We start from the raw sequence: 12,914 nt of genomic DNA, 5'->3' as shown, positions 1-12,914 counted from the left end.
AAGCCATGGCGACAACAACGCAGTTACGCCGTGCCGTTACGTCGAGCTTCCTCGGCAGCGTGATCGAGTACTACGACTTCCTGCTCTACGCCACCGCCTCCGCGATCGTCTTCAACAAGGTCTTCTTCTCCTCGCTGGACCCGCTGGTCGGCACGATCGCGAGCTTCGGCACCTTCGCCACCGGCTACCTCGCCCGCCCGCTCGGGGGTGTCCTCTTCGGACATTACGGCGACCTGCTGGGGCGCAAGAAGATGCTCGTGCTCACGATGTCCCTGATGGGCGTCGCGAGCTTCCTCATCGGCCTGCTGCCCACCTACGCGCAGGTCGGCTGGCTCGCACCGGCCGGACTGGTCCTGCTGCGGGTCCTGCAGGGCATCTCCGTCGGCGGCGAGTGGGGTGGCGCGGTCCTCATGTCCGCCGAGCACGCCACGTCCCGGCGTGGCCTGTGGGCGAGCTTCACGAACGCCGGCGCGCCGTGCGGCATGGTGCTCTCCACGGCCGCGCTCACCGGAACCGCCGCCCTGGTGGGAGAACAGGCGTTCCTCGAGTGGGGCTGGCGGGTGCCGTTCCTGCTCAGCCTGGTGCTGCTGGGCGTCGGCCTGTTCGTGCGGATGAAGGTCGAGGAGACGCCGGTCTTCAAGGCCGGGCGCAGGCGGAGCTCCCTGCCGCTGGCCGACGTGCTGCGCCACCACCCGCGCCCGCTGCTGCTCGGCGTCGGCGTCGGCCTCGCCGCCTTCGTCGCGCAGTCCACGCTCACGACGTTCGTGCTCGCGTACGGCGTCCAGGCGGGCAACAGCAGACAGGTCATCCTCAACGCGCTCACGCTGTCGTCCGCACTGGCGGTGATCGGCATCATCGGCTGGTCGGCGGCGTCCGACCGGTTCGGGCGCAGGCCCGTGGTGCTGGTCGGCGCCGTGCTCATGGCGGCGTTCGGGTTTGCCCTGTTCCCCTTGGTGGACAACGGGTACGTGGTGATCGCGCTGGTGCTCGGCCAGGCCGTGGTGCACCCGATGATGTACGGCCCGCTCGCCGCGCTCTACAGCGAGCTGTTCAGCACCGGCAGCCGTTACACCGGGGCGTCGCTCGGCTACCAGCTCGCGGGCCTCGGCGCCGGGCTCGCCCCGCTGCTCTTCGCGCAGGTGCAGAAGACCGCCGGCACGGATGCCATCCCGTACATCCTGGCGGCGTTCTGCCTGCTCACGGTCGTGTGCACGCTGACGCTGCACGAGACCAGCCGGACCAGCCTGACAGGAGACGGGGATGCGGAACGCGGGACTGGGCAGCTGGCCACACCGCCGAGCGCGCATGGCGCCGAAGCGTAAGGCGTTCACCTACAACGGATCCTCGACCACCTACGGCGAACTGGCCGTCCGCACGACACGGCTCGCGTGGCGGTTGAGGGAGCTCGGCGTGCGCCATGGTGACCGGGTCGCGTACCTCGGCCCGAACCACCCGTCGTTCGCCGAGACCCTGTTCGCCACCCACCAGCTGGGCGCGGTCTTCGTGCCGCTGAACTTCCGCCTCACCCCGGCGGAGATCAACTACCAGCTGGCGGACAGCGGGGCCCACGTGCTGGTCCACGCGGCGACCCACGCCACCGAACACCGGCGGGCCGTCTCGCTCGACACCTACGAGGAGTGGCTCGCCGGCGGTTCCGACGAGCCGCTGGACGAACCGGTGTCCATCGACGAACCCGCGTTGGTCCTCTACACCTCCGGCACCACCGGCAGGCCCAAGGGCGCGGTGCTGAGCCACGCCAACCTGCTGTGGAACACGTTCAACCTGATGATCGGCGTCGACATCGCCTCCGACGAGGTCGCCCTGGTGGCGGCGCCGCTGTTCCACGTCGCCGCGCTCACCCAGACGCTGCTGCCCACGTTCGTCAAGGGCGGGCACAGCGTGATCACGCCGGGCTGGGACGTGCCGACGTGCCTCGACCTGGTCGAGGAGCACGGCGTGACGTGGATGTTCGGCGTGTCCACGATGTTCGCGGACCTGGCCGCCTCGCCGCGCTGGGAGACCGCCGACCTGTCGTCGGTGCGCGTGCTGCTCTGCGGCGGCGCGGCGGTGCCGGACGCGGTGATCCGCGCGTACCAGGACCGCGGCCTGGTGTTCTGCCAGGGCTACGGCCTCACCGAGACCGCGCCCGGTGCGACGTTCCTGGAAGCGTCGGACAGCGTGCGGCGCGCGGGCTCGGCGGGCACGTGCGTGTTCTTCGGCGACGTGCGCCTCTCGGACGTCGGCGAGATCGAGGTGCAGGGCCCGAACGTCACGCCCGGCTACTGGAACGACCCGGTCGCCACCGCGGCGGCGTTCACCGAGGACGGGTGGTTCCGCACCGGCGACCTCGGGCGGTTCGACGACGGGCACCTCTACGTCGTCGACCGGTTGAAGGACATGTTCATCTCCGGCGGGGAGAACGTCTACCCGGCCGAGGTGGAGAACGCGATCACCTCGCACCCGGACGTGGCCGAGGTGGCCGTCGTCGGGGTGCCGGACCCGCGATGGGGCGAAGTCGGGCGTGCGTTCGTCCGGCCTCGTGACGGCGCCGTGGTCGACGCGGCCGGGTTGCGGGACTTCCTGGCGCCGCGACTGGCGAAGTACAAGATCCCGGTGCACGTGGAGGTGGTGTCCGACCTGCCGCGCACCGGGTCCGGGAAGGTGCTCAAACCCGCGTTGCGCCGGCTGCCCCTGTGACCGCCGGCGCCGTGGCGGCGTGCCGGGCCAGCAGCGTCCGGACCGCCTCGTCCACCGAGGAGGCCAGCGCCTTCTCGGTGGGCGCCCAGTTCACCAGCAGCATGCGCGGCCAGAACGCGAAGTTCGAGATCATGCCGAGGAACTGGGTGGCCGCCTGCACCGGGTCGTCGACGTCGAGCGTGCCGGCCCGCGCCTCGGCCGCGAGGTAGTCGCGGACGGCGTCGAAGAACGGCAGCTTGCCGAGCTTGAACTGGGTCTGGCCGAGCTCGGGGAAGCGCGGCGCCTCGGCGATGACGATGCGGAACAGGTCGGCCATGCCCGGACGGGTCAGCAGTGCCACGTACCGGTTGCCCAGCGCGGTCAGCCCCTTCACCGGGTCACCGGGCTCGGGCGTGAGCGCGCCCTCCTCCGTCCGCCAGTACTCGGTGACGATCGCGTCGAACAGCTCGGCCTTCGTCGGGAACTGCTTGAACAGCGTCGCCTTCGAGACCCCGGCCGCGTCGGCGATGCGCGCGAGCGACGTCTTGTCGTAGCCCGACTCGAGGAACAGGCCGGTGGCGGCGTCGACGATCGCGGTCCGCTTCTGCTCGGCCATGCGCTCGTGGTAGCTCGGCATGACGCCAGTATGCCATGAGGTGAGTCACTTGACTCACCACTACCGCTCGATCTACCGTTCCGAGGCGAGTCACTCAACTCACCACCGGAGGACGGAATGGGACGCTTCGACGGCAGGACGGTGTTCGTCACCGGCGCGACGAGCGGGATGGGCGCGAGCCACGTGCGGGGCTTCCACGCCGAGGGCGCACAGGTCGTGATCGCCGCGCGGAACCTCGCGGCAGGTGCCGATTTCGCGGAGGAGCTGGGTTCGCGAGCCTTCGCCGTGCGCCTCGACGTGACGGAGGAAGAGGCCTGGGCTGAGGCCGCCAGTGCAGCGGAGGAGCGGTTCGGGCCGGTGTCGGTGCTGGTCAACAACGCGGGCACGCAACACCCGGCAGCACTGGTCGAGGACACGTCCCGCGAGGTCTGGGACCGGGTGCTGGCCGTGAACCTGACGGGGCAGTTCCTCGGCATCAAGCACCTCGCGCCGTCGTTGCGCCGGGCGGGCGGCGGGGCGATCGTGAACATCTCCTCGACGATGGGCAACACGGGGTCGCCGTTCTACGCGCCCTACGTCGCGAGCAAGTGGGCGTCACGCGGGCTGACCAGGACCGCGGCCCTGGAGCTCGGCCGCGACGGGATCCGGGTGAACTCGATCCACCCCGGGGTGGTGGCGACGCCGCTGATCACCGAGCCGGTGGCGGACGGTCAGCCCGCGATCGGCGACGTCTACTCCCCCGCGCCGTTCGCCGTGCCGCGGCTGGGCGAGCCCGCCGAGGTCACCTCGCTGGTGCTCTACCTCGCTTCGCAGGAGGCGGCGTTCGCGACCGGGTCGGAGTTCGTGCTGGACGGCGGGCTGCTGCTCGGGCCGGCGCTAGCGGCGTAGCCGGTCGAGGTGGTCGCGGACCGGGCCGAACGTGAAGAGCCCGGTGCCCGCGGCGAGCTCGTGTTCCGCCGGGAGCAGCAGGTCGTGCGCACGTTCCCGAAGTTCGTCGTCGTCCAGGCGGATCGCCGCCATCGCGAGCAGGCACGCCCGCACCTCGCTGAGCAGGTCCCAGGGCCCTGCTCCCAGCGCTCGCGCGGCCTTCCCCGCCTCTTCCACGGGCAGCACCAGCGGGCGGACCCAGTCCCGGTGCGGACCCCAGTCGTCGTCCAGGTCCACCGCGGACGGGCCGTGCAGGCTCAGCAGGGCCAGCGGCAGCAGGCCGCGTTCCATGCCCCACATCCCCGTGCCCCGCACCCGTGCGGCGGCGGCCCGGTAGGCGTGGTCGGCTTCGGCCTTCCTGCCGGCGGCGGCCAGTTCCAGCCCCGCGTACCAGTCGGTGAAGACGCCGACGAGCGGCAGGTCGTGCCGTTCGGCCAGGTCGTCGGCGGCTTTCGCGTGCCGGCCGGCGGTGCCGAACTCGGCCAGGGCCGCGTGGGCCTGGACGAGGACCAGGTGGCCGAGGACCTCGTGGGTCACCGAGTGCTGTCCGACCTCGACGAGGTCGCGGCCGATGGCGGCGCGTTCGCGGGCGAGACCGGTGCGCTGGAACGTGTGCATGAAGCGGGCGTTGAGGGCGAACGCGCGAAGCGCGGGGTCGCCGAGGGCCTTCGCGATGGCCTCGGCCTCCTCCGCTTCGGCGAGGCGGGCGCTGGTGCCCCGGTCCTCCATCGCGATGGTCGCGAGCAGGCGGGCCCGGGTGGCGGTGGGGCCGGGGAACGCGGTCAGCGTGCGCTCGGCGGCGGCGATGATCTCGGCGGAGTGGGCGGGGTCGTCGTTGGTGGTCCAGATGCCGGGGACGTCGAAGGAGCCGAGGACGTCCGCGACGGCCTGCGGGTCGGCGGAGCTCCGCAACGCCGCCGAGCGCTGCTCCCGCGCCGCCTCCAGGTCCCCGCTCACGGCCAGCGCCCTGACCAGCCCGGTCACCAGGTCGAGCCGCACCCCGCCGGCCGTCGCGATCGCCGCCCGCCACAGCCGCACCGCCTCACGCGGTGACCTCGTTCCCGCCGCGGCCGCCGCCAGAGCCCGGACAGCCGCCGTTCCCCGCGCGCCCGCCAGCAGGTAGTGGTGCGCGAGCACGTGCACGTCGTCCGGCCGCAACGACTCGAGCGTCGCCGCGACGGCGGCGTGCCAGCCCGCGCGCCTGGTCAGCGACACCTCCTCGTACACCGTGTCGCGCACCAACGCGTGCGTGAAGCGGAAGCGGCCGGGGGCGACCTCGACCACGAACCCCGCCTCCAGTGCGAGGTCCAGCGCGTCGAGCACGTCGGAGCCGACCACGGTGCTCAGCAGGTCCACCTCGACGTCGCGCCCCAGCACCGACGCTTGGTGCAGCACCCGCCGCACCTGCGCGGGCAGCCGGCCGAGGCGGTGGCGCAGGACGTCCCGCACCCCCGCCGGGACGTCGCCGATGTCGCCGCCCGAGGACACCAGCCGGACGAGTTCCTCGACGTAGAACGGGTTGCCGCCGCTGCGCGCGTGGATCGCCCGCGCGTCCAACGAGCCCACCAGCTCGCCGACCGCCTCCTCGGACAGCCCGGTGAGCTCGACGCGGACCGGGCCGAAGCGGGCCAGCGCCTCCAGCGGCACGGCGGTGCGCGAGGTCGCGACGATCAGCACGCGGCCGGAGAGCCTGCGGCCGGTGAACGCGGCCAGCACCGCCAGCGTCTCGTCGTCCGCCTGGTGCAGGTCGTCCAGCACGACGACCACCGGCGCCGCCGCCTCCACGGTGGACACCACCGAGAGCCTCAGGTGGAAGCGGTCGGCGGAGGCGAGCCGCTCCCCCAGCGCCTCCACGACCTGCTGCCACGGCCACGCCACCGGGGCGTCCTCCGGGCAGCGCGCCCAGACCGCGGTCCAGCCGCGCCCCGCCAGGGCACCGGAGAAGGCCTCGGCCAGCGCGGTCTTGCCCACGCCCGCCTCGCCCGTGACCAGCGCGACGCCCAGTCCGGCGGCCGGCACCGCCGCCTCCAGCGCCGAGAGCTCCGCCGACCGTCCCACCAGCACGGGAGCGGAGAGCACCAGACCGGGCGCCTGGGTGAGGATGTCCGACTCCAGCGCGCGCAGCTCGGCCCCCGGGTCGACGCCCAGGTTCGACACGAGCGCGTGCCGGGCGTCGCGCACCGCCTCCAGGGCGTCGCCCTGCCGTCCCTCGCGGTAGAGCGCCAGCGCCAGCAGGCTCCAGGCCTTCTCGCGCCACGGGTGGCCGGCGAGGTGGGCGCGCAGATCCGCCACCACCTCGGCGGACCGCCCGAGCGCCAGTGCCGCGGAAGCCCGGCGTTCGACGGCGACCAGCCGCAGCTCCTCCAGCCGGTCGATCTCCGCCCGCGCCCAGAACTCGTCGGCGAACTCGGCGTAGGCGGGACCGCGCCACAACGCCAGCGCACCGTCCAGCGCGGACAGGTCGCCACCGAGCATCTGCTCGAACCGCCAGGCGTCGACGTCCTCGGCGAGCAACGCGTACCCCGCGCCCTCGGTGACCAGCAGGGTCGACGGGGTCCGGGGTGGACGGCCGGGCTCCAGGGCCTTGCGCAGCGCGCCGACGAACGTTTGAACGGTCCCGACCGCCCCGTCCGGCGGGTCTTCCCAGAGGTCGGCGACGAGCGTGCGCACCGGAACGACCCGGCGGCGGGCGACGAGCAGCCGCGCCAGCACGGCGCGCTGCTTGGGACCGCCGAGACGGGCGGACCCCGCGGTCAGGGGGCCGAGCACCCCGAACGTCACCACCCGCTGACCCCGGTGCTGATCGGTTGCTGATCGGGCGGCGGGAAGCTCCCGGCGTGAACCACACCGCATTCGACCACCAGCGAGTCCAGGTCGACGACGGCGTTGAGCTCAACGTCGCCACGACGGGACACGGCAGCCCCGTCGTCCTGCTGCACGGCTTCCCGCAGACCCACCTCATGTGGCGGCACGTCGCCGCCGACCTGGCCGCCGACCACACCGTGATCATGCCCGACCTGCGGGGCTACGGCGACAGCGACAAGCCCGCCGACACCGGCCTCACCTACGCCAAGCGCACGATGGGCGCCGACGTCGTGGAGGTCGCCCGGGCACTCGGCCACGACCGGTTCGCGCTCGCCGGCCACGACCGGGGCGCACTCGTCGCGTTCCGCACCGGCCTCGACCACCCGCGGCACGTCACCCACCTCGCGTCCCTGGACGTCCTGCCGACCCTCGACATGTGGGACGTGATGCGCGGGACGTCCGCCGCCATCGGGTTCCACCTGTTCCTGATGGCCCAGCCACCCGGCCTCGCCGAACAGATGATCGGCGCCGTCCCGGACGCGTTCTTCGGCCACTTCCTCGACATCTGGAGCCAGAAGCCGTTCCCCGAGGACGTCCGCGCGGAGTACCTGCGCGCCTCGCGGGAGGCCGTCACCTCGATCGTCGCGGACTACCGCGCGTCGGCGACCATCGACGTCGAGCACGACACCGCGGACAGGAACGCGGGCGCTCTGCTGGAGATGCCGGTCACCGTGCTGCAGCAGGACTGGGGTGCGGCGCTCGGGTTCGACGCGGAAGGGCTCTGGCGGGCGTGGGCACCCGACCTCGACCACCGGACGGTCTCTTGTGGACACTTCATGGCCGAGGAGGCGCCTGACGTGGTGTCCCAGGCGATCCGCGACTTGATGAAGAGGTAGTTCCCCGGCGTTTCCAGCCGGGTGGGGCGCGGGTGCCGGAGACGCAGGAGCCAGCTGCGGACCGGGCACCTGGCGTCACCTCAGGCCTTGACGCGCCCCTTGGTCGTCCACATCCGGTAACCGGCCGACAAGGCCTCCGCCTCCGACCCGAACGCCATGTCGCCCTTCGTCCGCCGGTAGTACGGCGAGTCGGGCGTGTGGTAGACCATCGTCTTCGAGTTGCCCTTGACCGGCAACGACTTCCGCACCGGCTGCGCCTCGGCGGCGGGCGCGGGAGGCTGCTCGGCGATCACCACCTGCTCCGGCGGGCGGGGTGCGGGCAGGGCGAGGCGGGGCTTCGGCGGGCCCGGCTGCTGACGACCGCGCACCGACAGCCACGTCACCAGGGAGCCGACGCCGAACGACGCCGCGCACAGCAGGAACATCTGCGAGAACAACCAGAGCACAGGTAACTCCTAACGGACTACGACGTCGACCTGGCGTGTGGCCGGGTCGTACTCGCCGTCGGGGGCGGGACGGGTCTCGATGGCGATCAACGCGGGCGACACGCCCCGGCCGACGAGGACGTCGCGGACCATCTCCCCGCGCTTCGTGGCCATCGCCTGGTCCGTGCCGTGGGCCACCAGGGTGATCGAGGCGCGCGGCGCCACGAGGAGCATGCGGCCGACCCGCTCGACCAGCACCGGGCCGTGGCCTTCCCACGCCGTGGTGCCCTGCACGAACCGGATCGCACCGTTGCCGCCGACCAGGCGGGAGATCGAGTCGTGCAGCGCCCCGACGTCGAGGTCACCGGCCTGCGCGGACGGCGCGACCTCGATGCGGTCGGTGAGCTGCAGGCCGTTCGCCGCCTGCGTGACGGCCTCGCGGACCGCCGCCGCGCGGGCCTCGTCGGGCACGCGGGCGGCGACGGCGATCTGTCCCTTGTGGACGGTCGCGGTCACGTCCGACACCTTGGCGGACAGCGCGGCGGAGACCACGCGGCCGACGACGGCGGGCGGGATCGGCAGCGTGCCGCCGAGGCGCAGGGCCGCGGTCACGCGGTGGTCCTCGGTCTGCACGGCCTCGATCAGCGCGCGGCGTTCCACGTCGTCGGCGACCGCGCCGGAGACCAGGATCTCGGCGCCGCGCACCGCGACGAGCAGCTGCGCGGGTTCGGCCTGCCGGACCTCGGCCGAGCCGACACCGGACACGTCCGAGACGACGGCGCGCACCGCGTCGGCCGAGCGCGGGGAGACCTCGCTGACGACCACCGTGCGGCCGTCGACCGCGACGACGCCGTGGTAGCCGGCCTTTCCCAGGGCTGCCCGCACGTCGGCGTGCAGCTCTCGTTCCACGCCACCGCCGTAGAGGAACACGCCGGTGGCGGCGAGCAGCGCGGGCACCAACAGCCCGCCGATCCAAACCGCGTGAGGCAAACGCACCGCGCAGGGGTACCGGAACGGAAGTCCGCGAATCCAGCTGCCTCAGCCTTTCGAGCCGAACCTCACCCGGTCAGGTGGCGGGAGCCGCGGCCCGCCACCCGTCCGTTCCCCGTCTACTCCACGGTGGTCCGCGTCCGGCGCCACGCGATCACGATCAGCGCGATCAGGCCGAACAGCGGGATCGTGCTGATGGCCCAGGACAAGCCCATCGGCGGGCCGGGCTGCTCCATCACCTGCAGGTTCTTCAGCTCACCGGTGCCGGCGCCCGCGGGACCCTCGACGTCGAAGCGCAGGGTCCACGTGCCCGGCTCGGGCATGGCGTGGATGTCGAGGCCCCACACCTCCCGCTTGCGCGGATGGCGCGCCAGCGGGCCGTCGTCCTGTTCCACGCCGCTGTGCAGCATGGTCAGCGTGCCCTTCTTGCCCGCGATCCCGTCCTCGGGCGCGAACGTGAAGTCCAGCGACTGCATGGCTTTCACGGGCCAGGTGCTGAACCCGATGGTCAGGTCGTACGGCCCTGCCTGCACCTTCTCGGTGTGCACGACGTTCACCGGCTCGAAGGCGAGCGACGGGGTGGCGAGGCCGAGCAGCAGCGCCACCGCGCCCGCGAGGCCCAGCAACGTTCTACGCATGGCGGTTCTCCTTGGCGGGGACGAGGTGGCGCAGCATGTGGCCGAACCGCCGGCCGAGCATCCCGGCGAGCGCGCCGAGCACCGCGCCCGCGACGACGGTCGCGACGTAGCGCTCGGTGTTCGGGAAGGGGCTGCCGTAGGTGAGCATGCGCTGCAGCGGCGCGCAGGCCGTGATGATCACGCCGCCGACCGCGCCGGAGACCCACGCGGGCAGCCTGTGCAGCAGTTCCACCGCGATCGCGACGAGCACGAGGCTCATCGGGATCATGTTGGGCAGGCCGGGGACGCCGTCGGCGTAGTCGCGCAGCGGCAGGCCGGTGGCGTCCGCGTAGACCTCGGTCGCCCACGGCGAGAACCACCAGAACAACCCCTGGAGCGCGGCGACGACCACGGCGACGGTCAAGGCTCCGCCGCGCTGCTTCAGGACGTACGCGCCCATGAACAGGATCATCACCGAGAAGAACGCGCTGCCGGCGTTGACCGTGTTGACCGGACCGCCGGGCAGCGCGCGCAGACCGAGCACCGTCACCATGCTGAACGCGAGAAGCGTGGCCGCGGACGCCGCGACACCCCAGGTGCCCCAGCGCTGGTCGCGGGCGACGGCGAAGATCATGACCGTGCCGACCATGGTGATCGAGATCGACAGCAGCAGCCCGATGTGCGGCGGCGAGTCGATGACGGCGTCGAAGCCGTACAGGCCGTGCCACCACTGGTCCCACAACCCGTAGACCAGGAACAGCGCGGCGCCGACGCCCGAGATCAGGTAGCCGACGGGCGCGGCGAACGTGCGGCCGAAGACGCCGACCGCGCGGCCGCCGACGATCGGGTCGACCTCCTTGTCGCGCTTGGTGTCCGCCGTCGTCATCAGGACGACGGCGAGGCTCGCCAGGCCCGAGATCGCGCTACCCGCGTACAGGAACAGGTGCGGCATGGTGAAGAACGTGTCCGGCCCGACGTCGGAGTGCCACTGGATGTCCCAGGTCAGGCCGATGAGCGAGAGCAGGGTGCCGCCGAGCACGACGCTCGCCGGGACCAGCCCGCGCGGCACCGTCCTCGCCGGCGACGCTACCGCCGTGATGTCCACAGTCGTTTCCTCCCCCTTCAGATGAGCAGGAGCGGGATGACGACCCGCTCCGTGCCGAGTGAGACGGTGATCTCCCATTGCCCGGCCATGAACAGGTCCACCTCAGGGACCCGGTAGCGGCCGGGTGCCAGCGGCGCGGCGGTGATCGGCGCGAGCGCGTGGCCCATCCGCGGCATCGCCGGCTCGACCGTCACGTCGCCCTGGACGGCGTTGCCGGACCGGTCGGTGATGCGCAGGTCGAACGAGTTGCTGCCGGACCTGGTGCTCGTGGGGGTGAGCACGAACCGGTACCGCCCGCTTTCGGCGAGGTGCGGCTGGGCCTCGACGCTGCGGGGCCACAGGACGACCAGCGCCGCCACGACGGCGACGACACCGGCCAGGGCCGCGAGGACCGAGCGCTTCACCTCGGCACCGCCTTCGCCGCGGGCACGTCGACGACCGTGGGAACCGTGACGACCGAGTAGTCCCGTTCGACCTGGATCCACACGAGGTACTTGCCCGGCAACGGGAACGAGTAGGTGAACGGCACGTCCGGCCCGTACGCGGCGACGCTCTCGTCGGGCTTGTCCGGCATGCCCGGGACCGGCGGGATCATCGAGTGCACGTGCGCCCAGACCGGGGCGTCCACGGGACTCCCGGTGACCGGGCCGACGACGATCATGTGGCCGAGCATCCCCAGCCACGGCTGCAGGTCCCGCTCGCCGAACCTCGCCGTGACGGTGCTCGGCCTGCCCGCCTCGCGGATCTCGGCCGAGGTCTCGGCCTCGCCGTCGTTCGGCGTGGCCGGGGCGGTGCCCGCGACGGCGACGCTCGACCGCAGCAGCTGCACTCCCCCGCCGCGCCGGGCGATCTCCGCGGCGACGGCGTGCTCGCCCTGCTCCGGGTCGCGCAGGCGGGCCCTGTACTCACCGGGTGCCGTGCGGATCGGGTGCAGGTGGCGCAGGTGCCCGGACGGCGAGACGACGACGAGGTGGACGAACGCGCTGTCGTGCACCAGCAGGTCGTCCACCGGCCGACCCGACGACGCGTCGGTGAGGCCGAGCACGAGGTCGTTGCCCTCCATGCGCGGCAACATGGTCACGGGCGGCCGCGAGAAGTCCGTTGTGGACGTTCGTTCGTACGGGTTCATCACGGAGTCGAACGTCGGGTCCAGCTGCGTTCCGGGCGCCGCCACCGGTGGGATGGAGGGCGCCAGCACCGCCGCCGTCACGCCGACCGCCACGGCGGCCACCACGCCCGCCGAGGGAACCAGGGCGAGGCCGGGTCTTCCCAGCACAGCCAGCAGCAGCGCCGCGAGCAGCAACACCCCGGCCGCGATGAACCCGCCGTAGGTCGCGTTCTCCCACGGCGACGACACGAGCGCCGGCACGACGAACGGGATGGTCGCCTCGTCGACCGCCAGCTCCCACGGGCCGGGCCGGTCCACGTGCACCACGCCGGAGTGGAATCCCGGCGTGGCACCGAGGACGACCTTCGCCGTGCTGCTCGGCGCACCCGCCGCGCGCAACGTCAGCGTCAGCTCGCCCGGCGGTGTTCCGGCGTGCGTCACCACGTCGACGTGCACGGGGCCGGGCACCTCCGCGACCCGCCGGATGATCACCGTGAGGTCGCGGTCGCCGAGGCTCTGCGCGACGTGGAGGTCGGCGCCGGACTGGACGCCGTCGGCCAGCGCGGGGGCCGCGATCCCCAGGACCGCCCCCAGCACCAGCATCAAGATCACGACACGTCGTTTCATCGCGACCGAACGTAGCGATCATGGCCGGTGCGCCGCGTCACTGCGGAGTCGGAAATCCCCTCCCCCGCGCGGGGGATCTCCACCCCCTGCTCAGCGGGAGGACCTCGGGGACGGCATGCGGC

The 12,914-nt window shown here is 72.6% G+C and carries 12 protein-coding genes; 4 read left to right on the top strand and 8 right to left on the bottom strand.

Annotated elements, in window-relative coordinates; genetic code table 11:
* Positions 1-5: 5 nt before the first annotated feature.
* Both V1227_RS06795 and V1227_RS06790 read left to right on the top strand, forming a co-directional pair.
* Entirely contained in the window at positions 6-1,322 is a 1,317-nt protein-coding gene (locus V1227_RS06795; protein WP_329791629.1) for an MFS transporter, read from the top strand.
* Positions 1,306-2,697 carry an acyl-CoA synthetase gene (locus tag V1227_RS06790; protein WP_329791628.1) on the top strand — a complete coding sequence of 464 codons (1,392 nt, stop codon included), beginning with the start codon at positions 1,306-1,308 and terminating at the stop codon, positions 2,695-2,697. Before V1227_RS06795 ends, V1227_RS06790 begins: the two co-directional genes overlap by 17 nt.
* Here V1227_RS06790 and V1227_RS06785 read toward each other — a convergent pair.
* Positions 2,666-3,313 (bottom strand): TetR/AcrR family transcriptional regulator, encoded by a 648-nt coding sequence (locus V1227_RS06785; RefSeq protein WP_329791627.1) that lies wholly within the window; start codon positions 3,311-3,313, stop codon positions 2,666-2,668. The genes V1227_RS06790 and V1227_RS06785 overlap by 32 nt on opposite strands.
* Before the next feature lie 96 nt (positions 3,314-3,409).
* On the opposite strand from V1227_RS06785, the gene V1227_RS06780 reads away from it, so the two are divergent.
* A complete protein-coding gene (locus V1227_RS06780) occupies positions 3,410-4,180 on the top strand; it encodes an SDR family NAD(P)-dependent oxidoreductase (protein WP_329791626.1) in 771 nt (256 codons plus the stop codon).
* On the opposite strand, the gene V1227_RS06775 is transcribed toward V1227_RS06780, so the two are convergent.
* Complete coding sequence (locus V1227_RS06775; protein WP_329791625.1) at positions 4,169-7,003, bottom strand: BTAD domain-containing putative transcriptional regulator; 2,835 nt, start codon at positions 7,001-7,003, stop codon at positions 4,169-4,171. The genes V1227_RS06780 and V1227_RS06775 overlap by 12 nt on opposite strands.
* Before the next feature lie 53 nt (positions 7,004-7,056).
* Here V1227_RS06775 and V1227_RS06770 point away from each other — a divergent pair, with 53 nt between their 5' ends.
* Positions 7,057-7,920, top strand: a complete 864-nt coding sequence (locus V1227_RS06770) for an alpha/beta fold hydrolase (RefSeq protein ID WP_329791624.1) — start codon at positions 7,057-7,059, stop codon at positions 7,918-7,920.
* Between the two features lie 80 nt (positions 7,921-8,000).
* Here V1227_RS06770 and V1227_RS06765 read toward each other — a convergent pair whose 3' ends face one another.
* From V1227_RS06765 to V1227_RS06740, 6 genes are all read right to left on the bottom strand, one after another.
* A complete protein-coding gene (locus tag V1227_RS06765; protein ID WP_329791623.1) occupies positions 8,001-8,366 on the bottom strand; it encodes a sunset domain-containing protein in 366 nt (121 codons plus the stop codon).
* 9 nt (positions 8,367-8,375) lie between these two features.
* On the bottom strand, positions 8,376-9,341 hold the full coding sequence (locus V1227_RS06760; protein WP_329791622.1) for a hypothetical protein: 966 nt from the start codon (positions 9,339-9,341) through the stop codon (positions 8,376-8,378).
* A 113-nt stretch (positions 9,342-9,454) separates the two neighbouring features.
* Positions 9,455-9,973 carry a hypothetical protein gene (locus V1227_RS06755; protein WP_329791621.1) on the bottom strand — a complete coding sequence of 173 codons (519 nt, stop codon included), beginning with the start codon at positions 9,971-9,973 and terminating at the stop codon, positions 9,455-9,457.
* Positions 9,966-11,057: a hypothetical protein gene (locus V1227_RS06750; RefSeq protein WP_329791620.1), complete on the bottom strand. Its 1,092-nt coding sequence runs from the start codon at positions 11,055-11,057 to the stop codon at positions 9,966-9,968. The genes V1227_RS06755 and V1227_RS06750 overlap by 8 nt, the downstream gene beginning before the upstream one ends.
* 17 nt (positions 11,058-11,074) lie before the next feature.
* Positions 11,075-11,461, bottom strand: a complete 387-nt coding sequence (locus V1227_RS06745) for a FixH family protein (RefSeq protein WP_329791619.1) — start codon at positions 11,459-11,461, stop codon at positions 11,075-11,077.
* Complete coding sequence (locus V1227_RS06740) at positions 11,458-12,792, bottom strand: hypothetical protein (RefSeq protein WP_329791618.1); 1,335 nt, start codon at positions 12,790-12,792, stop codon at positions 11,458-11,460. The genes V1227_RS06745 and V1227_RS06740 overlap by 4 nt, the downstream gene beginning before the upstream one ends.
* Positions 12,793-12,914: the final 122 nt, after the last annotated feature.

The sequence above is a fragment of the Lentzea sp. DG1S-22 genome (genome assembly GCF_036321065.1).
GTDB classification, from domain to species: Bacteria; Actinomycetota; Actinomycetes; order Mycobacteriales; family Pseudonocardiaceae; genus Lentzea; species Lentzea jiangxiensis.
This window is presented reverse-complemented; position numbering and strand designations above follow the sequence as displayed.